We start from the raw sequence: 23982 nt of genomic DNA, 5'->3' as shown, positions 1-23982 counted from the left end.
AGTGTAAACATGGATGAAACCCTGCGCGCCGCCGCCCGCGAATACCTCGTACGCTACGGCGGCGATACCTTCCCCAACCTGTTCACGTCCGCCAAGGGCGCGATCGTGCGCGACGACACCGGGCGCGAAATCCTGGATTTCACCTCGGGCCAGATGTGCGCCACCATCGGCCACAACCATCCGGCCATCGTCGAGGCCGTGCACAAGGCGGGTGAAACCGCCTTTCATTTCTTCAGCGGCATGATTCCGGAGGCCGTGGCCCAGCTGGCGGCCACCGTCGCGCGCGACTGGATGCCCGCCGGCCTGAGCAAATCGATCTTCGTCAACACCGGCTCGGAGAGCAACGAAATCGCCTTGCGCATGGCCAAGATGCACAAGAGCGGCTTCGAGATCCTGGCCATCGGCGGCTCCTGGCACGGCGTCACCAGCGGCGCGGGCTCGGTGTCCTATGCCAGTGACCGCAAGGGTTACGGCGTGCCGCCGGCAGGCGTCTACGTCATGCCGGAGCCCAATGCCTACCGCCCCTACATCGCCGGCATGGACGCCGAGCAGTCCGCCCTGGCCTGCCTGGAAATCGGCCTGAAGATGTTCGACATGGCGTCGGCCGGCAGACCGGCCGCCATCATCGTCGAGCCCGTCATCAGCGCGGGCGGCGTGCTGGTGCCGCCCAAGTCCTACATGCAAGCGCTGCGGCAGGCGGCCGACGCGCGCGGCATGCTGCTGATATTCGACGAGGCGCAGACCGCGTTCGGCCGCATCGGCTACCGCAGCGGCTCCGAGTACTTCGGCATCACGCCCGACATCATGAGCGTCTCCAAGACGCTGGGCGGCGGCCTGCCGCTGGCCGCCGCCGTCACCACGCCCGCCATCGAGCAGGACGTGCACGAGAAGGGCTTCACCTTCTACACCAGCCACGTCTCCGACCCGCTGCCCGCCACCGTGGGCCTGGCCGTGCTGGATACCATCCAGCGCGAAGGCCTGATCGAGCGCGCCCGCACCCAGGGAGACTACCTGCGCCGCGGCCTGCTCGAGCTGCAGCAGCGCCATGAGGCCATCGGCGACGTGCGCGGCCTGGGACTGCTGCTGGGCGTGGAGCTGGTGCGCGACCGCGGCACCCGCGAACCCTTCCATCAGCTCGGCGCCCTGACCACGCAGCGCTGCTTCGAACTGGGGCTGTCCATGAACATCCGCCGCCGCCCCGAACGCGGCTCGGTGTGGCGCATTGCCCCGCCCTTGACCGTGAGCAACGCCGAGATCGACCGCGCCATCTCGATCCTGGACCAGGCGCTCGCCGAAAGCCTGGACAAGATCGCCAGGCCGTCGGCGCGCGCGGCCTGAAGCCCCCCTGTTCCGCAACCCATCCGGCGCCGGCCCGACCGGCAGGAGAACGACATGCAGCGACGCACATACGCCCTCTGCGCCCTGGCGCTGGCCGCCGTATCCAGCCAGGTTTTCGCCGGCCCCACGCTGGACACGGTCCGCAAGCGAGGCTATCTGCAATGCGGGGTATCGACCGGCATACAGGGTTTCTCCGCACCCGACAGCAAGGGGACCTGGCACGGCCTGGACGTGGACATGTGCCGCGCCATCGCGGCGACCGTATTCAATGACGCGACGAAGTACCGCCTGACGCCGCTCACGACCCAGGCGCGTTTCACCGCGCTGCAGTCCGGCGAGGTCGACGTGCTGACCCGCAACGTGACCCCCACGATGGCGCGCGACACCACGCTCGGCCTGCTGAGCGTCGCGGTCAACTACTACGACAGCCAGGGCGTGATGGTGTCGGACAAGCTGGGGGTGAAGAAGCTGCGCGAGCTGGACGGCGCCACGGTCTGCGTGCAGCCCGGCACCGTGACCGAACTCGATCTGGCCGACTGGTTCCGCTCGCAGTCATTACGCTTCCGGCCCGTCGTCATCGAGAAATACGACGAGATCGTGCGCGCCTTCTCGGCCGGGCGCTGCGACGCCTTCACCTCCGACAAGTCGCAGCTGGCCGCCTCGCGCATGACGCTGGAAAACCCGGACAGCTATGTGATCCTGGACGAGAACATTTCGAAGAGCCCGCTCGGCCCCATGGTGCGCCAGGGCGACGACAACTGGGTCAATATCGTGCGCTGGTCTCTCAATGCGATGCTGGAAGCCGAGGAGTTCGGCATCACCTCGTCCAACGTCGACGCGCAGCTCAAGGCCAACAGCCCCAACGTGCAGCGCATCCTGGGCGTCACGCCCGGCATGGGACGCAACATGGGCGTGGACGACAAGTGGGCCTACAACATCGTCAAGCAGGTGGGAAACTATGGCGAAAGCTATGAGCGCAACCTCGGCATAAGCAGCCCGATGAAGCTGCCCCGCGCGCTGAACGCGCAATGGCGCGACGGCGGCCTGATGTACGGCTGGCCGGTACGCTAGTCCGGCTACTGCGCCACAAAAAAGCCGCGCCCGCGGGACTTCCGCGGGCGCGGCTTTTTTCAAGCATTCAATCGCGCGTTTCCAGCACCTTGTTGATGCGCAGCGCCAAGAGCGTGCAGGCCGCGCCCGACAGCAGATAGATGGACACCGCCACCAGCCCGAACCGCGCGGACAGGCCCAGCGCGACCAGCGGCGCGAAGGCCGCGCCGATGAGCCAGGCCATGTCGGACGTCAGCGCCGCGCCCGTGTAGCGGAAACGCCGGGTGAAGTTCGCGGTGACGGTGCCCGAAGCCTGGCCGTAGGACAGTCCCAACAGCGCGAAGCCCACCAGGATGAATGCATCCTGCGCCTTGGGTCCGCCGCCCAGCAGCCAGGGCGCGAACAGCGCGAACACGCCGATCAGCGCGGCCAGCAGGCCCAGCGTGGTGCGCCGGCCGATGCGGTCGGCCAGCCAGCCCGATGCGATGGTGCCCAGTATGCCCAGCACGGCGCCGATGATCTGCACGATCAGCACGTCCTGGATCTGCTGGGTGGCGCTGACCGCGATCCACGACAGCGGAAACACCGTGACCAGGTGGAACAAGGCATAGCTCGCCAGCGCCGCGAATGCGCCGATGAACAGGTTGTAGCCTTGTTCGCTCACCATCTGCTTGATGCTGATCGGTTCGAGTTCTCCTTCTTCCAGCAGTTGCGTGTATTCCTCGGTCACGACCAGCCGCAGCCGCGCGAACAGCGCCACCACGTTGATGGCGAACGCCACGAAGAAGGGATAGCGCCAGCCCCATTCCAGGAAATCGGCCTCGGTCAGCGTCACGTGCAGGAACAGGAACAGCGCGCTGGCCACCATGAAGCCGACGGGCGCGCCCAATTGGCCCAGCATCGAGTACCAGCCGCGGCGATTGGGCGGCGCATTCAGGGCCAGCAGCGAAGGCAGGCCGTCCCACGAACCGCCCAGCGCCAGGCCCTGCAAGCAACGGAACACCGCCAGCAGCGTGATCGCATGCGCGCCGATGACGTTGTAGCCAGGCAGGAACGCCATGCCCACCGTGGCCGTTCCCAGCAGGAACAGGGCGATGGTGAGCTTGGTCGCGCGCCCCCAGCGCCGCTGCGCCGCCATCGACAGCGCGGTGCCGATGGGCCGCATGACGAACGCGAACGAGAAGATGACGAAGGACCAGAGGGTGCCTTCCAGCCGCGGCTCAAAGGGGAAGAAGACCTGCGGAAACACCAGCACGCAGGCGATGCCGAAGACGAAGAAATCGAAGTACTCGGACGCGCGCCCCACCACCACGCCCACCGCGATTTCCCCTGGCGCCACCTTGGCGTGACTGCCGCCACCGGCCGCGGGGAGTGAGGGAGCATGACCGGGATATTGCGTGGTGGTCGCCATGTGAATGCTCGCTGAAAGGAGGTTCGGAACAGCCTTGCCTGCGATCCTGAAACACACCCGCGCGCCTGCCGCCCATATCGCGCAGAGCCGCTCCAATATTGGGATGCAGCCCTGGCCAGCGCGCGTCGCCCTGCACATTTTTGTTCTTTTTACCCTAGATTTTTCACGGCTTCCAGCGTAGTGTTGCGTTTACTTCCCACGGTTACGTTTCGGGGTATGGTCATGCCGTCCTTCCCAAGGTTCCGCGGATTGGTCCTGGTTGCCGCTCTGCCATTGCTCGCCGGATGCAATGCAGTCCTGCTCTCGCCCTCGGGCGACGTCGCCCTGCAGCAGCGCAACCTGATCATCATTTCGACCGGCTTGATGCTGCTGATCATCGTGCCGGTGATCTTCCTGACCTTCCTGTTCGCGTGGCGTTACCGGGCCAGCAACAAGGAAGCGCACTACGACCCCGAATGGAACCACTCCACCGTGCTGGAGCTTCTGATCTGGGCGGCTCCGCTGCTGATCATCATTGCGCTGGGCGCGCTTACCTGGGTCAGCACGCACCAGCTTGATCCCTACCGTCCGCTCGCGCGCCTGTCCGAAGGCCGCGAAGTGCCGCCCGACACCAAACCGCTGGTGGTCGAGGTCGTGGCGCTGGACTGGAAGTGGCTGTTCATCTATCCCGAACAAGGCATCGCGGCGGTGAACGAAATGGCGGCGCCCGTGGACCGCCCCATTCAATTCAGGATCACCTCGTCCACGGTCATGAATTCGTTCTTCGTGCCCGCGCTGGCGGGACAGATCTACGCCATGCCCGGCATGCAGACCACGCTGCATGCGGTGATCAACCATCCCGGCGAATACGAGGGCATTTCCGCCAACTACAGCGGTTCGGGCTTTTCCGGCATGCGCTTCAAGTTCCACGGCGTGGACCAACAGGGTTTCGACAAGTGGGTGTCAGGCGCGCGCGCCTCCAACGCCACGCTCAGCCGCGAAACCTACCTGAAACTGGAACAGCCCAGCGAGCGCAACCCGGTGCAACTCTACGCCTCCAGCGCGCCCGGCTTGTTCGAGGCGATCGTCAACCGCTGCGTCGAACCCAATCGCATGTGCATGCGCGACGCGATGGCGATCGACGCGCAAGGCGGCATGGGCATACCCGGCGCGCTCAACGTCACGACCCTGGACGCCGATACGCGCGAGCGCCTGGGCCTGAGCGGCGCGCCGCGCAAGTATGTGGGCGCGATGTGCACGGCCACCGAAGGATTGGTCCTGTAGCGGATCGCTGGCGCACGGCGATCCGGATGATGCAGGGGCTACGTGAAATTGCGGTCTTTTTGCTGGAATCGAGATGCCTGACCAACCAGACCTCACCAAGCTGATCTTCGGTAAGTTGACCTGGGAAGCCATTCCCTACCATGAGCCGATCCTGCTCTTCACCTTCATCGCGGTCGCCATAGGCGGCATCGCGGTGGTGGGCGCCATCACCTACTACGGCAAATGGGGCTATCTGTGGCGCGAGTGGTTCACCAGCATCGACCACAAGAAGATCGGCATCATGTACGTCATCCTGGGCATCGTGATGCTGCTGCGCGGCTTCGCCGACGCCATCATGATGCGCCTGCAGCAGGCGGTGGCATTCGGCGATTCGATGGGCTACCTGCCGCCGCACCACTACGACCAGATCTTCACCGCGCACGGCGTGATCATGATCTTCTTCGTGGCCATGCCGCTGGTCACGGGCCTGATGAACTACATCGTGCCCTTGCAGATCGGCGCGCGCGACGTGGCTTTTCCGTTCCTGAACAACTTCAGCTTCTGGATGACCACGGGCGGCGTGATCCTGGTCATGATGTCGCTGTTCGTGGGCGAGTTCGCGCGCACCGGCTGGCTGGCGTATCCGCCCTTATCGGGGATCATGCAAAGTCCCGATGTGGGCGTCGATTACTACATATGGGCCTTGCAGATCGCGGGGGTGGGAACGCTGCTGTCCGGCGTCAACTTGCTGGTGACCATCGTCAAGATGCGCGCGCCCGGCATGACGATGATGCGCATGCCCATCTTCACCTGGACCGCGCTGTGCACCAACGTGCTGATCGTGGCCGCCTTCCCGGTGCTGACCGCGGTGCTGGCGCTGCTGTCCATGGACCGCTACGTGGGCACCAACTTCTTCACCGCGGACTTCGGCGGCAACGCCATGATGTACGTGAACCTGATCTGGATCTGGGGCCACCCCGAGGTCTACATCCTGATCCTGCCGGCGTTCGGCATCTTCTCCGAGGTGGTCTCCACCTTCTGCCGCAAGCGCCTCTTCGGCTATGCGTCCATGGTGTATGCCACGGTCGTGATCACGGTGCTGTCGTACCTGGTGTGGCTGCACCACTTCTTCACCATGGGGTCCGGGGCCAGCGTGAACTCTTTCTTCGGGATCACCACCATGATCATCTCGATCCCGACGGGCGCCAAGATCTTCAACTGGCTGTTCACCATGTACCACGGCCGCATCCGCTTCGAGGTCCCGATGCTGTGGACGCTGGGCTTCATGGTGACCTTCGTGATCGGCGGCATGACGGGCGTGCTGCTGGCGGTTCCGCCCGCCGACTTCGTCCTGCACAACAGCCTGTTCCTGATCGCCCACTTCCATAACGTGATCATCGGCGGCGTGCTCTTCGGGCTGATGGCCGGCATCACGTACTGGTTCCCCAAGGCCTTCGGCTACAAGCTCGATCCGTTCTGGGGCAAGTGCTCGTTCTGGTTCTGGCTGGTGGGCTTCTACGTCGCCTTCATGCCGCTGTACGTGCTGGGGCTGATGGGCGTGACGCGGCGCGTGAACCACTTCGAGGACATGTCCCTGCAGATCTGGTTCCAGGTGGCGGCCTTCGGCGCGCTGCTGATCGCCTGCGGCATCGCCAGCTTCCTAATCCAGTTGGTGGTCAGCTACCGCCGCCGCGAGTCGCTGCGCGACACTACCGGCGATCCTTGGGACGCGCGCACGCTTGAATGGTCGACCTCGTCGCCGCCGCCCAACTACAACTTCGCCTTCACGCCGCGCGTGCACGACCAGGACGCCTGGTGGCAGATGAAGCAGCACGGCTACTTGCGGCCGCAGCAGGGCTTCATCCCCATCCACATGCCCAAGAACACCTGGGCGGGCATCGTGCTGGCGGGTATCAGCGTAGTGATGGGCTTCGCCTTGATCTGGCATATGTGGCCGCTGGCCGTGCTGTCGTTCGCGGCGCTGATCCTGGTGTCCATCGTTCATACCTTCAACTACAAGCGCGACTACTACGTGCCGGCCGAAGAGGTCGTGCTCGCGGAAGACGCCCGCACAAGGTTGCTAGCGAAAAATGTCTGATACCCTGGCCCCCAACCTGCCCGGCGGCGCCGCGCCGCCCGCGGAGCCCGTGTTCCACGTCCCGGGCGAACACCACCCCAAGAACGGCACCCTGCTCGGGTTCTGGGTCTACCTGATGAGCGATTGCCTCATCTTCGCCTGCCTGTTCGCCACCTATGGCGTACTGGGACGCAACTATGCGGCAGGCCCGTCGGGCGCCGACCTGTTCGACCTGCAACTGGTGGCGGTGAACACCGCGCTGCTGCTGCTGTCTTCCATCACCTATGGCTTCGCGATGCTGGAAATGCGCCGCAACCGCGTCGGCGCCACCCAGCTGTGGCTGGCCGTGACCGGCATCCTGGGGCTGGGCTTCCTGTCGCTGGAACTGTACGAATTCGCGCACCTGATCCACCAGGGCGCCGGTCCGCAGCGCAGCGCCTTCCTGTCGTCCTTCTTCACGCTGGTCGGCACCCACGGGCTGCACGTCACCTTCGGCATCGTGTGGCTGGTGACGATGATGATCCAGGTCCAGATGCACGGCTTGATCCCCGAAAACCGCCGCCGCCTGATGTGCCTGTCCATGTTCTGGCACTTCCTGGACCTGATCTGGGTGGGCGTCTTCACCTTCGTGTACCTGATGGGAGTGCTGCCATGAGCGCGCACCTGGAGCATCCGGCCGGCCACGGCGGCCATGACCACCACGACGACGATGACGGCGCCGCCCACGGCACCTTCAAGAGCTACATGACCGGCTTCGTGCTGGCCGCCATCCTGACCGCCATTCCATTCTGGCTGGTCATGAACCGCGTCTTCCCCGAATCCCGCACCACCGCGCTGATCATCCTGGCCTTCGCCGCCGTGCAGATCGTGGTCCACATCATCTACTTCCTGCACATGGACACCAAGTCCGAAAGCGGCTGGAACATGTTGGCGTTAATATTCACGCTGGTGCTGGTCGTAATCACGCTCAGCGGATCCATCTGGATCATGTATCACCTCGACTCCAATATGATGCCCATGTCCACTCACGACATGCGGAAAATGCCCTGATGGCCGCAGTAAACGACTCCACTACCCGCGACACCTCCTCCCGCAATCCGCGCAGCAAAATCACCCTGGCGATCCTGGGGGTGCTTGCTGTCGCCATTTTCGCGGGCCTCTGCGCCCTGGGCACCTGGCAGGTGCACCGGCTGGCCTGGAAACGCACCCTGATCGCGCAGGTCGAACAGCGCGCCCATGCGGCGCCCACGCCTGCTCCAGCTCAGGCCGAGTGGCCCGCGCTGACGTCCGACAACGCCGAATACCGCCGCGTCACGGCCACGGGCACCTACCTGTACGACCGCCAGACCCTGGTGCAGGCCGCGACCGAGCTGGGCAGCGGCTACTGGGTCATGACGCCGCTGCAGTTGCCCGAGGGCGGCACGGTGCTGGTCAACCGCGGCTTCGTGCTGCCCGAGTGGCGCAAGAGCAAGTCGGCCATACAGTCCGCGCCCGAACCGGCCAGCGTCACGGGGCTGCTGCGCATGGGCGAACCCGGCCATGGCTTCCTGCGCAACAACGATCCGGCGACCAACCTCTGGTACTCGCGCGACCTGCCCGCCATCGCCGCGGCGCGCGGCCTGACCGACGTGGCGCCCTACTTCATCGACGCCGACGGCACGGGCAAGGACGGCAGCGGGCGCACCGCGCCGGTCGGCGGCCTGACGGTGCTGAACTTCCCCAACAATCACCTGAGCTACGCCATCACCTGGTACGCCCTGGCGGCCATGGTGCTGGTCGGCGTTTTCATCTTCATACGCGAGGAAAAGCGCCCGCGCCGCAAGGGCTGAGCCTGCCGGCCGCCGCCGGTGTCCTACAATGAGGGCTGGGAACAGCGCTGGGCTTCATGCTCGCGTGCTGTTCCCTTTTGTTTTTTCCACCCCTCTACAGGAGTCCCCACGGATGAAAAAGACGCTGCTCGCAGCCGCAATGTTCACCACTTTTGCAGGCGTCGCTCAGGCAGAATCGTCGGTAACTCTCTATGGTGTCATCGACACCGGCATCGGCTACAACAAGATCAAAGGCGATGGATACGACGGTAGCAAGATAGGCATGATCAACGGCATCCAGGCCGGCTCGCGCTGGGGCCTGCGCGGCGCCGAAGACCTGGGCGACGGCCTGCGCGCCGTGTTCAAGCTGGAAAGCGGATTCGACTCGGCCAACGGCCAGCGCGGACAGTCCGGCCGCCTGTTCGGCCGCCAGGCCACCATCGGCCTGGCCAACGACGCCTGGGGCACGCTGGAGTTCGGCCGCCAGGCCACGGTGGGCTCGAACTACCTGGCCGATATCGACCCCTTCTATACCAGCTACACCCAGTCCAACATGGGCTTGGGGTTCAGCGCCGCCAACACCATGCGTTGGGACAACATGGTGATGTACAAGTCGCCGTCCATGAGCGGCTTCGAGTTCGGCGTCGGCTACTCGTTTAACGCGGACGACACGGTCGCGGACCAGACGGGCTTTCGCACCGCCGACAATACGCGCGGCATCACCGCCGGCCTGCGCTATGTGCAAGGTCCGGTGAACGTCACGCTGACCTACGACCAGCTCAACGGCTCCAACCGCGGCGCCATCGACCATGACGCCACGCCGCGCCAGTACGCGCTGGGCCTGTCCTACGACCTCGAAGTCGTCAAGCTTGCAGCCGCCTACGGCCGCACCACCGACGGCTGGTTCGTCGGCCAGGACCTGCCCGCGGGCACGCCCTTCAGCGACGAGTTCGGCACCAACCGTTTCGTCGACGGCTTCAAGGCCAACTCCTATATGCTGGGCGCCACCCTGCCCCTGGGCAGCGCGAGCAGCCTGTTCGCGTCGTGGCAGCACGTATCGCCGAACAACGACAAGCTGACCGGCGGCGACACCAACATGAACGTCTGGAGCGTGGGCTACACCTACGACCTGTCCAAGCGCACCAACCTGTACGCCTATGGTTCGTACGGCAAGGACTATGCCTTCATCGACGGCTTGAAGAGCACGGCCGCCGGCGTCGGCGTGCGCCACACGTTCTAAGCACGTCAGCGGAGCGGCTGCGGGGCCGCCTCCGCTGCTGGCGAATCGGTCCGATTACCAGCCCCCTGGTATCGGGCTTTTTTAATATCGCCCCGGAGCCTGACGTCATCAGCATGTACGCCTAGGAGGCTCTCATGCACAAACCGCTCCCCCATACTTCCGCCTTCCCCGCCGCAGGTACACTCGCGGTGTACGCCGCGCTTGCGCCGGACCACCGGCAGCTGATCAAGGACACCATGACCCAGGATCTCGATGCGCTGGAGCAGGCCGCCGGAAAACCCGACGCCCTCGCCACGGCCCAGATGCTGCATCGCATACAGGGCGCGCTACTGGCCCTGCAGATGCGGGCGCCGGCCTCGCACTTCGAAGCCCTGGAAGAGGAACTCGCGACGGGCCTGTCGGCAGGCGCGGCCGCCCGCATCCACGATCAGGCCGCCGTCGTGCGCGACCTCATGGACAGGCTGCATGCATGGCAACCCGTACCCGTGCAATCTTCAGGAAACACGCGTCCCTCATGATCGGCTATCTTTAAAACCCGATCCTGAAGCGGACCATGCCCTCCATCTCCCTTCCCGCGCGCAGCGCTTTCCTTCCCCACCGGCAACGCCTGCTGCGCGTTCTCGCCACGGCCTTGTTGCCGCTGGCCCTCGCGGCCTGCAACGGCGGCGGCGGCGACGACGACGAACCCGTCGCCGTCACGCCGCCTCCCGTCGAGGAAACGCCCCCGCCTGTTGAAACCCAGCCGCCGCGCAACACCGCCTATCTGCAAGCCAAACCGGGCGACGTCATCCAGGTCCGCATCGAGGAACTGCATCCCACCCAGGCCGCCATCGGCTACGACCAGATCTACTACAAGCTGGGCCGCTGGCAAGGCGACTTCGAACGCCCCACGTGGGCGGACAAGCCGGCGCAGCAGCTGGACTACCTGAACCGGACCGTAGGCAAGAAGTTCGACGACTACTGCGAGGACATGGGCGGCGCCGAGCGCGCGCAGGCATTCCAGACCATCGCCGAGGCGCGCGCCGCCCGCCTGGACCAGCCCGCCACCTACGCCTGCAAGAACGCCCCCGGCGCCAATGCGGCCAACCTCAAGACCGTGGTGGTCGGCTGGGACGGCAACCTGTATCTGACCGACGGCCACCACACTTTCTCGTCGCTGCGCGAGATCGCCGACGGCGGTCCCAAGCTGCCGGTCTGGGTCAAGGTGGACGCCAACTACAGCAGCCTGCCCAATGCGGCCACGTTCTGGCAGCGCATGGTGGACGAACGCCGCGCCTGGCTGCGCGACGGCCAGAACCAGCCCATCACCGTGGACCAGCTGCCGGCCCGCCTGGGGCTGGCCAGCGCCCAGGAACCCGGCGGCATGCAGGAAGACCGCTACCGCTCGCTGGTGTACTTCACCCGCGACATCGCCTACAGCAATGGCAATCTGCCGGAATTCGCCGAATTCCTTTGGGGTGACTGGCTGCGCCGCCAGGCCGCTGGCGGCCAGTTGCCCGGCCTCGACCAGTACACGATGATGGCGCCCGCCGCGCCCGCACTGATCCTCGCCGCCAGCACGCTAGACAAGAGCCTCGCGCCCGCCGGCGCAAATGACAGCTACGCCGCCGCGGTGCGCGACGCATCCCTGAAGATGGCCGCGTTGAAGGATACCGACATCGTCTTCGACGACCGCGACGCCGCCGGCCTGGGGCGTATCGCCCTGACGCCCGACGCCGCCAGCGGCTCGCCCACCAAGAAGGCGCGCGACACCCTGGAAGAGCTGCCGCGCAACGATGCCAAGGCCGACGGTAGCCCGCGGGGTGCGGGCAAGCTGTGGTTCGCCGTGAACTACCGCAACTGCGGCAAGCCAGCGGCAGGCACCTGCTGGGGCTGGTAAGCCGCGGCGCCTGCCCACCTGTCCTAAGCGTCGATCTGCATGGCGGGCCGGGCCTGGACCCGGTCCATCCATGCCCGCACATGCGGGTGCGAGGCCACCCTGGCGCCCAGATAGGCGCTATAGCCCACCACCGAACCCACCACCAGGTCGGCCAGCGAGTAGGCCGCGCCCAACATCCAAGGCTGCCGAGACAGATGGCCGTCCAGCACGGCCAGCAATGCGTCCACGTCGTCCAACACGCGTTCCGCCTCGGCGCCGCCGGGCGCGCCCTCGGCCTGCGTGGCGAGAAACAGGCGCATCACCGCCGCGCCGTAGCTGACATAGGACCAGGCGCACCACGACATCGCCAGCAGGCGTTCCGGCGTGCCGGCGGCGGGCCACAGGCCGCGCTCCACGCCGTAGCGCTCTCCCAGCCATAGGTGTATCGCCAGGGCTTCGAACAGAGGGGCGCCGTCCACCGTCAGCGTAGGGACCTTGCCGTTGGGATTCAGGGCCAGGAATTCGGGGCGGCGCTGCTCCCCCGTCCTGATATCCACCTTGACGCGTTCGTGCGGCACGGCCAGTTCGGCAAGCGCGCTGGCCACGGGGGTCGCGCTGGACATGGGGTGCCAATAGAAAACGATAGACATGGGTAGATCTCCAATTCAATCCAGGGATGAGCGTCGCGGCCCCTGCCGCTGACTACGGGAGCCACTGTAGAATCCATTGAGGACAGATTCCGCCCTCGATACGCGTTATCGTGCCGTCATGCTTACCTCCAGCAACCGCCTCCTGCGCCTGCTGTCGCTGCTGCAGACCCGCCGCCATTGGGCCGGCACCGAACTGGCGGCGACACTCGCGATCCATCCCCGCACGCTGCGGCGCGACATCGACAAGCTGCGCGAACTGGGCTACCCCATCCATGCCAGCAGCGGCGTGGCTGGCGGCTACGCCTTTCGCGCGGGGCAGGCCCTGCCGCCCCTGCTGCTGGACGACGACGAAGCCCTGGCCGTGGCGCTCACCCTGCGCATCGCGGCCACCGGCACGGTGGGAGGCATAGAGGAAACCGCGCTGCGGGCGCTGGTGAAACTGGAACAGGCCATGCCGCAGCGCCTGCGGCGCCGAGTCGACGCCCTGCGTTCGGCCATCGTGCCGATACCGCGCGAAGGCGCCACGGTCGACGCCACCTTGTTGGCCACGCTGGCGGCTGCCTGCCGCGACCAACTGAGGGTCGGCTTCGATTACGCGGACGGCCAGGGCCGGGCCAGCACCCGGCTGGTCGAACCGCAAGGACTGGCCCATACCGGCTACCGCTGGTACCTGGTGGCCTGGGACCCGGCGCGCGACGACTGGCGCACCTTCCGCATCGACCGCATCGCGGGCGCGCCGCAAGTCGGTGCGCATTTTGCGCCGCGGCCTCCGCCCGAAGGCGGCGACCTGCGCGCCTACGTTTCCCGTTCAGTGAACATGGCGCCGCATCCGGAACCGGCGCGCGTAGTCCTGCACGCGCCGCGCAGCGTCATGGCCGCGCGCATTCCGCCGGGCGCCGGCCAGATCGAGGCCCTGGACGAGACGCGCTGCCTGCTGCAATGCGCCGTGCCTTCCCTGGACGCGCTGGTGTACTGGCTGATGGCGCTGGACGTGGAGTTCGACGTGCTGGCGCCCGTGGCGCTGCGTGATCGCCTGCGGCTGGCAGGCGAAAGGCTGACGCGCAGCCTGGAAAAAATGACAGTTCCCAAAGCTGGGGGATAAGGGTCGGATTTGGCTGCTTTTCGGCCTATCCCATTCGGTGTATTTCGCGCGCGATTCGAGTATCTTGGCTGCTTTCCAAACATTTCCAAGAATCACGCCATGAGCCAAGTTCCCGACGCCGACGCCTTCCTGCAATTCCTGGTCAACCTGGTGAACAACGGCAGCCAGATCGAGAGCCTCGGCGTCACCCTGCAAATGGGCGGCATGCTGGTGTCGGGTTCCATCGTGTCCGGCGCGGCATACTTCGACAGCTTCGCCGCCAGCTTCACGGGGTCCCTGGACACGGCGGACGACGCCACCCGCAAGGCCGTGCATGCCTCGCTGGCGGAACTGGGCGACGTCTTCCGGGTACCGCAACCGGCGGACCCGCTGCCGAACTACATCCATCTCGCCGACGCGCTCTTCTTTACCGCCGACGGCACCCCCATCGCCGGACAGCCCACGCTCTGGCGCGGCCGCACCAGCGCGGTCGACGGCTTCGTGCTGGGACGTCTGCAAGAAGAAGCGGCCGGCTGACGCCGCCTGTCATCCTGTCCCGCATATGCCCCGCCCCGGATCTCCGGCGCGGGGCGCACGGCTACGCAAAAACCACTACGCTATCGGTTTGCCTCCGACCTCAACCCTGAGTCCGACCGCCATACCCCTACCTGAAACAAGGGCTCGCTTGAAGGCATACCCCCGCATGGAAAGACTCCGTATCGTCCTGGTCGACGACCACCCCCTGGTCTTGATGGGAATGCGCGACCTGCTGGAAAAGGACCTCAATTTCGAGGTCACGGCCACCCTGCCCGGGCCGACCGCGCTGATCCGGCACCTGGAGCGCGACGCGCCGCATGTGGTCATCACCGACTACTCCATGCCCGGCGACGACACCTATGGCGATGGCATCCGCCTGGTCAAGTACCTGACGCGGCACTATCCGCAGGTCCAGATCGTGGTGCTGACCATGGTGTCGAACTCCATGATCATCTCGGCGCTCTACGACGCCGGCGTCGCTGCCGTGGTGCTCAAGCGCGACAATCTCAGCGAAATCATGACCGCGCTGGAAACGCTGCATGCCGGCCGCAAGTACTATCCTCCCGGCTTCCAGCGCGACGGCGCGGCCGATGAGCGCAGCAAGTTCATCGGCGAACGCATCAACAGCCTGTCGCCCAAGGAATTCGAAGTGCTGCGCCACTTCATCCGCGGCGAATCCATGATGCAGGTGGCCGACGCCTTGAAGCGCAGCGTCAAGACGGTCAGCGGCCAGAAGATCTCGGCCATGCGCAAGCTCAACGTCCGCACCGACCAGGAATTGATCGCCTTCTGCGTGGAAAGCGAGATCTTCCAGTAGGCTGTCCGTTTTCCAGAAATTCAGGCAGGAATTCGCGGCATGACGCAAGCAGCAATCGAGACAGTGGCGGGCCAGGAAGTGGACCGCAAGATGATGCAGGCCTTGATCGAACGGGCCGCCGGCCGGCCGCTGGCGTTCCACGACTGCGACTTCCAGGATGCGGACTTTTCGCGCCTGGATTTGCGCGGCGCGCAACTGACGGCCTGCGCCATCGCTGGCGCCTCCTTTCAGGGCGCCACGCTGGCGGACACCGCCTGGCTGCGCTGCCGCGGCGGCCAGGTCGATTTCGCCTCGTGCGATGCCAGCGATGCCGTCTTCGAAAACTGCGATCTCAACAATGCCAGCTGGCGCCGCGCCCGGCTGGCTTCGGCCCGTTTCCAGGGTTGCAAGCTCACCGGCAGCGACTTCGACGGCATCGCCTGCCTGGGCTGGTCGCTGCAGGAATGCCTGCTGGTCGGCGCCTTGCTGCGCGGCGTGTCGTTTCGCAAGACCGACGTGCGGCAGCTGGACTTCTCCGATGCCGACCTGAGCGGCAGCGATTTCCGCGACACCGTGTTCCATGGCGGCAGCCTGCGCAATGCCATCCTCAAGAACGTCCGCTTCGAGGGCGCCGACCTGCGCGAAGCCGACCTGGGCGGACTGGACCTGAACTCGGCCGCGCGCCTGGCCGGCGCCACCATTTCCAAGACCCAGGCTGCGGCCCTATTGGCCGAACTGCGGATCAGCGTGATCTGAGGCGCCGGGGCCGCGGCGCACGAAGCGCTGCTCGACCACCACGCTGCCCCACTGCCTGCCTTCGGACTCCTCGGCCAGCGTGAAGCCCGCCGCCTCGTAAAGATGCCGGGCGGCATCCAGGCCCTTGAAGGTCCACAGATAGGTCTGGTCGAAATGCGCGTCGGCAAAGGCCATGGCGCGATCCAGCAAAGCGCGGCCCACGCCCATGCCGCGCAGCGACTCGTCGACGATGAACCAGCGCAGGTGCGCCTCCCCGGTGGCGAGATCGCCATCAATGACGATGGAGGCCAGCGTCCTGCCGTTGTCCGCGTACAGCCACATGTTCTTGCCGGCGGCAGGCAGGCCTTCGGCGAATTCGGCTAGCTCGGTCGCCACCTTGCGTTCAAAGTAGACGCCGAATCCCGAGGCCTGCGCGTAGTAGCGCGCATGCAGGCTGGCCACGTCGCCGATGCAGCCGGGCAGGTAACCCGCGTGGATCTGCTCTGCCATGCCGCCAGCGGCGGCCGGCGCGGTGTTGGGGTTCTCGTGCGACAGCGCGTCGGCGTAAAGGGAAAGAAAGCGGATCAGCGACTGCTGGTCCTCGGGCGCCAGCTGGCGCAAGGCGCGCGAAACCTGATCCGTGGCGAACTGGTCGATCTGCGAGCGCAACCGGGTCCCGGCCTCGCTCAAGTACAACCGCGACGAGCGCGCGTCTTCGCTGTCGGCCTCGCGCGTCAGCAGCCCGGCGGATTCCAGCTTGGCGACCTGCCGGCTGGTGTTGGACTTGTCCAGCCTGAGGATGGCCGCCAGGTCGCGCGCCTGGATGCCCGGCTGCAGGCCGATCTCGATGATCGCGTGGACGGCGGATGGCGCCAGTTCGCTGCCCGCCAGCGAACTGCGCATGAAGCCCAGCTCGCGCACCAATTTCCGGGAAAACTCCCGCAAGTCGCGGATGGTCTGGTCGCGGGATTGGGTGGGGATGTCGATCAGGTCCATGGCGCGCCTATAAGGTTGCGATTCGCAACCAATATACTTGCGAAGCGCAACCAACTCAAGCTATTTATCGCCTGCCGCGGCCCGACCTACTTCGGCCGCTTGAAGCCCGCGCGCGCCGCCTCGACCGCCGGACGGCAGACGCAGCCGCTCATGTGGTCATTGACCATGCCCACGGCCTGCATGAAAGCGTACATGGTCGTGGGTCCCACGAAGGTCCAGCCGCGCTTCTTCAGCTCGCGCGACAGGGCCGCCGACGCCGGCGAGGTCGGATTGCCGTTCCAGTAGTCCAGGTCCACGGTCGCGGGACGGTCCTGCGCCGGCGGCTCATGGCGCCAGAGCCAGGCCGACAGCGAACCCGACTCATGGGCCAGGACCTGTGCGCGCCTGGCGTTGTTGATGGCGGACAGGATCTTGCTGCGGTTGCGCACGATGCCGGCGTTGCCCATCAGGCGTTCGACATCGCGCTCCGTATAGCGCGCCACCCGCTCGAAGTCGAAGTCGTCGAAAGCCTCGCGGAACGCCTCGCGCTTGCGCAGGATCGTGATCCAGGCCATGCCGGCCTGAAAGCCCTCCAGGCAGATCTTCTCGTACAGGCGGCGGTCGTCCGCCACCGGCCTGCCCCATTCGTGGTCGTGATAGTCCGGCATGGACGGCTGCCAGAAACAGCGCGCCACGCCCTGCTCGTCCGTGATCAGGCTCGGATTGCTCTCACTCATGTCATTCGTCTTCATGCGGCGGCTTACTGCTTGCCCGGCACCGGGCAGCTCAGGTCGCCTTCCTCGCATTTCAGGTAGGCCCGCAATTCCTTGGTGCGCGCCTGCGTCAGCTTGTCCAGGCACAGGCTCAGCGTCATGGGATAGGCGCTGCCGCCGGACGTGCCGCTGGACGCAAAGGCGCATTCCGCGTCGCGAAAGAACAGCCAGGCTTTCTGGGCGGCATGCAGCTGGGTCGTCGCGTCCCGGTCGTTTTTCAGGCGCGCGGTCACTTCCTTGTAGGCCGCGTTCAAGTCGGCGTCGGACTTGCGGTAGGCCTGGTCGGCGCACAGGCTCATGTCCGTCTGCGTGGCCGCGTTGCCGCAATCCAGCGGCTGCGCCTGCGCGCTTGCGGCCAGCGCAAGCGCGGCGGCGGCGGTCATGATGGCGATACGCATGGAATTCCTCCTGTGTGGCTGGTGAACGGAGAAAGTGTCGCATGGAACAATGGCCCCTCGCAGCGGCGGCCCCGCCGCCGGTGGCCTAAGATGGCGGCTATGAAGATCCAATTGCTCTCAGACCTGCACCTTGAAACCGACCCGGATTTCCTGGCCCGCCCCGCGCCCGGCGCCGATCTGCTGGTGCTGGCCGGAGACATAGGCTCGTACCGCCGCGGCTCGCTCATGGCCGGCGCCGACTTCGGCCTGGGCAGCTATGCGCCGAACAACGGCTGGCCCACGCCCGTGGTGTACGTGCCCGGCAACCATGAATACGACAACGTCGATTTCGACGAAACCCACGCCAGGCTGCGCGAGCTTTGCGGTGAGCTCGGCATCCATTGGCTGGAACGCGAGACGCTGGTCATCGACGGCGTGCGCTTGGTCGGCACCACGCTATGGACGGATTTCGACGCGCTGGCCGCCCCCGGCGATACCGTGGGCGCGGCCCTGAAAAAGCGCGAGAAGGCTTTCCGCGCGGCGGACTTCTACCTGGAAAAGGCGGAGATGCGCCGCAACGGCGCGCCCTTCATGGCGGAACAGATGCGCGAACAAGGGCTGATCTGCCAGCAATGGCTGCAAGACGCCCTGCGCGTGCCCCACGACGGGCCGACCGTGGCCATCACCCACTTCGCGCCCACCTTGGCGAGCGCGGATCCGCGTTACGGCGTCACCCCCGGCACTGCGGGCTTCTGCAATGCGCTGGACGCCCTGCTGCCCCTGGCCGACGTCTGGATGCACGGCCATCTCCACTGCCCTCAGGACTATGTGAAGAATGGCTGCCGCATCGTGGCCAATCCGCTGGGCTACGCCAAGAAGGGCGAACAGCAGGATTTTGCGCCAGATCGTTTGTGGGAAGTGACGGCGGCAGAGGCTTGATCGCCATGTCGCCCGCGCCCACCGCCAAATCACTGCTTGGGCGCTTTCTCCAGCTGATCACGCAGCCGTGCCTCCTGGGCGCGCAGCTCCGGCGTGAATTCCTCGCCGAAGTCCGCCATCTCGTATAACGGGCGGATTTCGATGTCGGACGGCCCCGGCATCGGATTGGGGCAGCGCTTGACCCATTCAATCGCCTCCTGCAGCGAGGCGCACTCCCAGAGCCAGTAGCCCGCGATCAGCTCCTTGGTTTCCGCGAAGGGGCCGTCGATCACCTGCCGGCTGCTGCCCGAAAAGTGCACCCGCGCCCCCTGGGAGCTCGGCTTCAGACCGTCGCCGGCCAGCATCACCCCCGCTTTCACCAGCTCCTCGTTGAACCGTCCCATGTCGGCCAGCAACTGCTCGGTGGGCATCACCCCTGCTTCGCTGTCGGCGGTGGCCCTGACTTGAACCATGAATCGCATCTCGGTCTCCTAGTGTGGATGGTGGAACTTGCATGCTCCATCGACACGACGAACCGCGCCAGGCGAAATCGACAGCCTTCAGGAAAAAAAATGTATCCGTGGCCGGATCGGCATCCCCCAAGAAAAAACCCATGACGCCCAGAAGGCGCCATGGGTTCTGGCCGTTAGGCGCGCGGAACGATCAGCGCATTACGGCGCGGGATTCGGCTGGCGGGCGTGGATCTTGTCGATTGCCTCCAGCACCTCGGCCGACAGGGTCACATCCACGCTGTCGATGTTTTCCTTCAGTTGCTCGAGCGTGGTGGCGCCGATCAGGTTGCTGGTGACGAAGGGGCGCTGGTTCACCCAGGCCAGGGCCAGGTGCGTGGGCGAAATGCCGTGCGCACGCGCCAGTTCGACGTAGGCGCGGGCAGCGGCCTCGGCCTGCTCGTTGCTGTAACGGGTGAAGCGCGTGTATAGCGTCAAGCGGGCACCCTCTGGGCGCGCGCCATCCAGATACTTGCCGCAAAGCACGCCCATCGCCAGCGGCGAATAGGCCAGCAGGCCCACGCCCTCGTGGTGCGAGTACTCCGACAAGCCGATCTCGTAGACGCGGTTCAGCAGGCTGTACGCGTTCTGGATGGTCGCGATGCGCGGCAAACCCTTGTTCTCGGCATGGCGCAGGAACTGGCCGACACCCCAGGGCGTTTCATTGGACACGCCAATGTGGCGCACCTTGCCGGCGCGCACGAAGTCCTGCAACACCTCCAGGGTTTCCTCGATCGGCACGGTGTACTCGTCCTGGACCCAGGGATAGGACAGCTTGCCGAAGGTGGCCGTTGTGCGGTCGGGCCAGTGCAGCTGATACAAGTCCAGGTAGTCCGTCTGCAGGCGCTTCAGGCTGGCGTCCAGGGCCTCGGTCAGGTTCTTGCGGTCCAGGTGGGTCTTGCCGTCGCGGATGTGGCCGGGGCGCTTGGCATCACGCACGGGGCCCGCCGCCTTGCTGGCCAGCACGATGTCCTGGCGGCGCTTCGTGCGGGCGAGCCAGGTGCCGATATAGGTCTCGGTCAGGCCCTGCGTTTCGGGCTTGGGCGGCACCGGATACATCTCGGCGACGTCGACCAGATTGATGCCACGCTCCAGGGCGTAGTCCAGCTGCTGGTGCGCCTCGGCTTCGGTGTTCTGCTCGCCCCAGGTCATGGTGCCCAGTCCGATCAGGCTGACATCCAGGTCGGTACGGCCGAGTTTGCGGTATTTCAATTTCTGCTCCGTGCGGTGTCGCTTACAAGGGAAGCGACACCTTACTCCAAGAAGCTTTTCAAATACCTGGCAACGATGCCCGGCTGCGGGTTATTCGCCCCTTGCCCGCCGCGCCGCACTCGGCATACGCTCTATCCCCAAATAACCACCGGAAATCAACGTGCTGCGCGAAATTGATGAAACCTATGTGTTTTTCATCTGCGTCATCGTTTGCCTGGCCATCATCGAGCTGGGATTCCGCTTGGGACGCAGGCACCGCCGCGCTTCCGACGACGCCGCCAAGACCCATATCGGCGCGCTCCAGACCGCCTTGCTGGGCCTGCTGGCGCTGCTGCTGGGCTTTACCTTCGCCATGTCGGTGACGCGTTTCGAGACGCGCAAGAACCTGGTGCTGGAAGAGGCCAACGCCATCGGCAACGCCTACTGGCGCTCGCAGCTGCTGCCTGCGGCCGCGCGCGAACCGATCGCCAAGCTCTTGCTGGAATACACGACGACGGCGCTGGAGTTCAGCGACGCCGACAACGACAAGGAGCGCCTGGCGGCAGCCGGCGCGGCCTCGCGGCGCATCGAGCGCCAGATCCGCAGCACCGCCGCAAGCGTCCTGGAGAACCCGCCCTCGATCTCCACCGTCATGTTCATCCAGGCCATCAACGAAATGGCCCAGGTCAACGAGAAGCGCCGCGTCGCGCTGGAAAACCACGTGCCCGAGCCGGTCTTCTACCTGCTCTTCATCGTCACCGGCGGCGCCATGGGTTTCATCGCCTACGGCACCGGGCTGCACAAGCGCAGGCGGCTGATCTCGACCGGCCTGTTCGCCACGCTTATTTCCCTGGTGCTGACCTTCATCCTGGATATCGACCAGCCCGCCAGCGGCGTCATCATGGTCAGCCAGGAAAGCATGGTGCGGATGAAGGCGACGCTGGAGCAGGAGCGCTAGGCGCGGCGCGCCCCCGCTCCCGGCGCATCAGTACTGGTAACGCATCGTCAGCATGGCGCTGCGGCCCGCCCCCCACGCGCCTTGGCTGTAAAACCCGATCTGGCTGTAGTACTTCCGGTCGAACAGATTGTTCACATTGAGCTGGGCGCTCAGGTTGCGATTGAAGCGGTAGCGGGCCATCAGGTTGGTGATCGCGTAGCTGCCCTGGCCCACACGCTCTTCGCCATTGGGGCCGCTGGCCATGGTGTACACATGGCTTTGCCAGTTGACGCCGCCGCCCACCGTCAGCCGGTTCCAGTCACCAGGCAGCGTGTAAGTCGTAAACACGCGCACCAGGCTGCGCGGCTGGTCGGTCTGTATGGCGTTGCCATCGCCGTCGCGCGCGGTCCAGTGCGACCAGCCGGCCGCCAGATTCCAGCCTGGCATGACTTCGCCCGAGACCTCCAGGTCGAAACCGCGGCTGCGTGTGCCCTGCGCAGCGGTGTACGCCTGGTTGATGGTACCCGGCACCATGTAGCCCGGATCGACCTGGGCCACATTGTCCTGCTCGATCTGGAACACCGCAGCGCTGGCGTTCAGCTTGCCCTCCAGGAATTCGCCTTTGATACCGGCCTCGTAGGCCTTGCCCTCCAGCGGATCGAGCCAGTTGCCGCCGCGGTCCTGGTAGCTCTGCGGATTGAAGATGCCCGTATAGCTGACATAGGCCGTGTAGGTCTCGTTGATGTCGTAAAGCAGGCCTGCATAAGGCGTGAATTCGTTTTTCTTGAAAGACTGGCGGCTACCGCCGCCGAAGCCGACGGAGTCCGTCTCCCACGTGCTGTAGCGGCCGCCCACGATGAGCTTGAGCGGGTCGGCAAGGTTGAACCGCAAGGCGCCGTACCAGCCCGTTTGCTTAGTGGTGTACCGGTTGGCGGTGACCGAATCGCTGCTCCATTCCGGCTCCGGATACGAGCCGTCCCAGTCGAGGAAATTGCCCACGGCCGCGCTCGACAGGGCCGAGCGGTAGTCGAAGTCGCCGTGCTGGCGGTTGAAGCTGGCACCCACGACAGCCTCGTGACGGCGGCCGAACAGCGTGAACGGACCGGAAGCCTTGACGTCGAGACTGTTCTGCTTGCGGTCTCCCAGATACCACGCCGGCGATGCGTTCACGCCCAGGCCGGTGTCGCGATCGGGCCAGCCGTAGAGATAGAGCAGCTTGGCGTCCATCTCGTTTTTGGAGTGCGATCCCACCGCGTTGACGGTCCAGCCGTTGTCGAACCGGTGCTCCAGACTGGCGAAGGCGCCCTGGGTCGTGCTACCCCACGAACTCCAATCCGCGCCGGTATTCAGCGAGCGGCTCCAGTCCGTTCGGCCGCCGTCGGCGTACCAGAGCGGGAAGCCGCCCCAGCTGCTGCGCTTCGGGTCGTTGTCCTGGTAATTGAAACCCACGCTCAGCGTCGTGCGGGAGGTGATGTCCGCGTCCACCACGCCATAGAACACCTTCTTGCGATTCTGGTAACCATCCAAATAGGAGTGATTGTCCTGATAGGCCGAGACGATGCGTCCGCGCACGCTGCCGGCAGAGTTGAGCGGCGTGGACAGATCCACCGTGCCACGATAGGTGTCCCAGTTGCCAGCGCTGACGCTCATATCCGCCTTGAATTCGCGGCTGGTGGCGTGCTTGCGTACCAGATTGATCGACGCAGACGGGTTGCCCGCGCCGGTCAGCAGACCGGTGGCGCCGCGCACCACCTCGACGCGGTCATAGATGATGGGATCGAGCGATGACTCGCCCGCGGCGTAGCCCGTGTCGAAGCTCGTTGGGATTCCGTCATACATGTAGTTGCTGACGCTGAACCCGCGGGAATTGAACGAGTACCGCTCGCTGTCATAGTTCTGCACCGAAATACCCGGCGTGCTCGCCATCACGTCGACCAGCGACAGCATGTTCTCGTCGTCCATGCGTTGCCGCGTGACCACCGTGACTGACTGCGGCGTTTCACGCAATGTCAGCGGCAGCCCAGTACTGGCGGCGGTGGCGCGCGGCGTATACGAACCGGTGCCCTCCGTGGTGGTGCTGTCGGCGTTGCCGATCACCTGTACGGACTGCAAAGTGGCCACGCCCTCGTCTTGAGCGGCGGCCGTGCCGCAGGCCAGTGCCATCAGCACCAGGCACGGCGTGCGCCGCAGGACGAGGCGTGGACGAACGGAACGAGTGCGGCCGGCGGGCCCGGGGTGTTGCATATTGGCTTCCTTTCCCATGTTGAAACTTCGAATGGGAAGAAAGTGTAATGCAAACAATTCTCAGGCGCGTTATTGAATAGTCAAGCATCACCTGCTGGACGTCCGTATCGTTTTGGGGACGCAGCCCGGTTGCAGGCAGGCTGCCCGCCCCCGCCAGCTGCCTTGTCGAATGGCGCGACCAGAATGAAAACTGGCGCGGCCACCCTCGCGGCCGCGCCAGCAATTCCGGCTACCC

24 protein-coding genes are annotated in these 23982 nt (G+C 65.5%); 16 read left to right on the top strand and 8 right to left on the bottom strand.

The features are described 5' to 3' along the window. Positions 1–9: 9 nt before the first annotated feature. Both BRO63_RS25810 and BRO63_RS25805 read left to right on the top strand, forming a co-directional pair. A complete protein-coding gene (locus BRO63_RS25810; RefSeq protein WP_088142524.1) occupies positions 10–1338 on the top strand; it encodes an aspartate aminotransferase family protein in 1329 nt (442 codons plus the stop codon). 54 nt (positions 1339–1392) lie between these two features. After that, positions 1393–2409, top strand: a complete 1017-nt coding sequence (locus BRO63_RS25805; RefSeq protein ID WP_088142523.1) for an amino acid ABC transporter substrate-binding protein — start codon at positions 1393–1395, stop codon at positions 2407–2409. A 67-nt stretch (positions 2410–2476) separates the two neighbouring features. Here the strand turns inward: BRO63_RS25805 and BRO63_RS25800 are convergent, their stop codons facing one another. Continuing rightward, positions 2477–3799, bottom strand: coding sequence for an MFS transporter (locus BRO63_RS25800; protein ID WP_088142522.1), 1323 nt, complete (start codon positions 3797–3799; stop codon positions 2477–2479). 222 nt (positions 3800–4021) lie between these two features. On the opposite strand from BRO63_RS25800, the gene cyoA reads away from it, so the two are divergent. From cyoA to BRO63_RS25760, 8 genes are all read left to right on the top strand, one after another. Further along, positions 4022–5062, top strand: coding sequence for a ubiquinol oxidase subunit II (gene cyoA / locus BRO63_RS25795; protein ID WP_088142533.1), 1041 nt, complete (start codon positions 4022–4024; stop codon positions 5060–5062). Between the two features lie 73 nt (positions 5063–5135). Then, a complete protein-coding gene (gene cyoB / locus BRO63_RS25790; RefSeq protein ID WP_088142521.1) occupies positions 5136–7139 on the top strand; it encodes a cytochrome o ubiquinol oxidase subunit I in 2004 nt (667 codons plus the stop codon). Continuing rightward, positions 7132–7773 (top strand): cytochrome o ubiquinol oxidase subunit III, encoded by a 642-nt coding sequence (gene cyoC, locus BRO63_RS25785; RefSeq protein ID WP_088142520.1) that lies wholly within the window; start codon positions 7132–7134, stop codon positions 7771–7773. The genes cyoB and cyoC overlap by 8 nt, the downstream gene beginning before the upstream one ends. Then, on the top strand, positions 7770–8168 hold the full coding sequence (cyoD, locus tag BRO63_RS25780; protein ID WP_088142519.1) for a cytochrome o ubiquinol oxidase subunit IV: 399 nt from the start codon (positions 7770–7772) through the stop codon (positions 8166–8168). The genes cyoC and cyoD overlap by 4 nt, the downstream gene beginning before the upstream one ends. Continuing rightward, a complete protein-coding gene (locus BRO63_RS25775; RefSeq protein WP_088142518.1) occupies positions 8168–8947 on the top strand; it encodes an SURF1 family protein in 780 nt (259 codons plus the stop codon). The genes cyoD and BRO63_RS25775 overlap by 1 nt, the downstream gene beginning before the upstream one ends. A gap of 112 nt (positions 8948–9059) precedes the next feature. Further along, positions 9060–10166 (top strand): porin, encoded by a 1107-nt coding sequence (locus tag BRO63_RS25770; RefSeq protein WP_088142517.1) that lies wholly within the window; start codon positions 9060–9062, stop codon positions 10164–10166. A gap of 134 nt (positions 10167–10300) precedes the next feature. Next, positions 10301–10684 carry a hypothetical protein gene (locus tag BRO63_RS25765; protein WP_088142516.1) on the top strand — a complete coding sequence of 128 codons (384 nt, stop codon included), beginning with the start codon at positions 10301–10303 and terminating at the stop codon, positions 10682–10684. A gap of 35 nt (positions 10685–10719) precedes the next feature. Next, complete coding sequence (locus BRO63_RS25760) at positions 10720–12045, top strand: ParB/Srx family N-terminal domain-containing protein (RefSeq protein ID WP_088142515.1); 1326 nt, start codon at positions 10720–10722, stop codon at positions 12043–12045. Positions 12046–12068: 23 nt separating this feature from the next. Here BRO63_RS25760 and BRO63_RS25755 read toward each other — a convergent pair whose 3' ends face one another. Beyond that, a complete protein-coding gene (locus BRO63_RS25755; RefSeq protein ID WP_088142514.1) occupies positions 12069–12674 on the bottom strand; it encodes a glutathione S-transferase family protein in 606 nt (201 codons plus the stop codon). 118 nt (positions 12675–12792) lie between these two features. Between BRO63_RS25755 and BRO63_RS25750 the strand changes: the two genes are divergently transcribed. The 4 genes from BRO63_RS25750 to BRO63_RS25735 all read left to right on the top strand — a co-directional run bounded on the left by BRO63_RS25750 (position 12793) and on the right by BRO63_RS25735 (position 15844). After that, complete coding sequence (locus BRO63_RS25750; protein WP_088142513.1) at positions 12793–13776, top strand: helix-turn-helix transcriptional regulator; 984 nt, start codon at positions 12793–12795, stop codon at positions 13774–13776. A 99-nt stretch (positions 13777–13875) separates the two neighbouring features. After that, on the top strand, positions 13876–14292 hold the full coding sequence (gene gvpU / locus BRO63_RS34320; RefSeq protein WP_179215216.1) for a gas vesicle accessory protein GvpU: 417 nt from the start codon (positions 13876–13878) through the stop codon (positions 14290–14292). A gap of 166 nt (positions 14293–14458) precedes the next feature. After that, entirely contained in the window at positions 14459–15109 is a 651-nt protein-coding gene (locus tag BRO63_RS25740; RefSeq protein WP_088142512.1) for a response regulator, read from the top strand. Between the two features lie 39 nt (positions 15110–15148). After that, positions 15149–15844, top strand: coding sequence for a pentapeptide repeat-containing protein (locus tag BRO63_RS25735; RefSeq protein ID WP_088142511.1), 696 nt, complete (start codon positions 15149–15151; stop codon positions 15842–15844). On the opposite strand, the gene BRO63_RS25730 is transcribed toward BRO63_RS25735, so the two are convergent. The 3 genes from BRO63_RS25730 to BRO63_RS25720 all read right to left on the bottom strand — a co-directional run bounded on the left by BRO63_RS25730 (position 15812) and on the right by BRO63_RS25720 (position 17969). Continuing rightward, positions 15812–16819: a bifunctional helix-turn-helix transcriptional regulator/GNAT family N-acetyltransferase gene (locus BRO63_RS25730; RefSeq protein ID WP_088142510.1), complete on the bottom strand. Its 1008-nt coding sequence runs from the start codon at positions 16817–16819 to the stop codon at positions 15812–15814. The genes BRO63_RS25735 and BRO63_RS25730 overlap by 33 nt on opposite strands. An 86-nt stretch (positions 16820–16905) precedes the next feature. Next, positions 16906–17550: a DNA-3-methyladenine glycosylase I gene (locus BRO63_RS25725; RefSeq protein WP_088142509.1), complete on the bottom strand. Its 645-nt coding sequence runs from the start codon at positions 17548–17550 to the stop codon at positions 16906–16908. A gap of 8 nt (positions 17551–17558) precedes the next feature. After that, the gene (locus BRO63_RS25720; RefSeq protein WP_088142508.1) at positions 17559–17969 is read right to left on the bottom strand and encodes a lysozyme inhibitor LprI family protein; all 411 of its coding nucleotides are present in this window, start codon (positions 17967–17969) and stop codon (positions 17559–17561) included. 99 nt (positions 17970–18068) lie between these two features. Between BRO63_RS25720 and BRO63_RS25715 the strand changes: the two genes are divergently transcribed. Then, positions 18069–18887, top strand: a complete 819-nt coding sequence (locus tag BRO63_RS25715) for a metallophosphoesterase (protein WP_088142507.1) — start codon at positions 18069–18071, stop codon at positions 18885–18887. Between the two features lie 29 nt (positions 18888–18916). Here the strand turns inward: BRO63_RS25715 and BRO63_RS25710 are convergent, their stop codons facing one another. Beyond that, complete coding sequence (locus tag BRO63_RS25710) at positions 18917–19348, bottom strand: YciI family protein (RefSeq protein WP_088142506.1); 432 nt, start codon at positions 19346–19348, stop codon at positions 18917–18919. Positions 19349–19537: 189 nt separating this feature from the next. Continuing rightward, positions 19538–20587, bottom strand: a complete 1050-nt coding sequence (locus BRO63_RS25705; RefSeq protein ID WP_088142505.1) for an NADP(H)-dependent aldo-keto reductase — start codon at positions 20585–20587, stop codon at positions 19538–19540. Positions 20588–20747: 160 nt separating this feature from the next. Here BRO63_RS25705 and BRO63_RS25700 point away from each other — a divergent pair, with 160 nt between their 5' ends. Further along, complete coding sequence (locus BRO63_RS25700) at positions 20748–21524, top strand: bestrophin-like domain (protein WP_088142504.1); 777 nt, start codon at positions 20748–20750, stop codon at positions 21522–21524. Positions 21525–21551: 27 nt separating this feature from the next. Here the strand turns inward: BRO63_RS25700 and fhuE are convergent, their stop codons facing one another. Then, positions 21552–23747 (bottom strand): ferric-rhodotorulic acid/ferric-coprogen receptor FhuE, encoded by a 2196-nt coding sequence (fhuE, locus tag BRO63_RS25695; protein ID WP_088142503.1) that lies wholly within the window; start codon positions 23745–23747, stop codon positions 21552–21554. Positions 23748–23982 lie beyond the last annotated feature (235 nt).

It is taken from the genome of Achromobacter xylosoxidans (genome assembly GCF_002192695.1).
Lineage (GTDB): Bacteria > Pseudomonadota > Gammaproteobacteria > Burkholderiales > Burkholderiaceae_B > Achromobacter > Achromobacter xylosoxidans_C.
The sequence above is the reverse complement of the archived record's forward strand: the minus strand, read 5'-3'. Positions and strand labels throughout refer to the sequence as shown.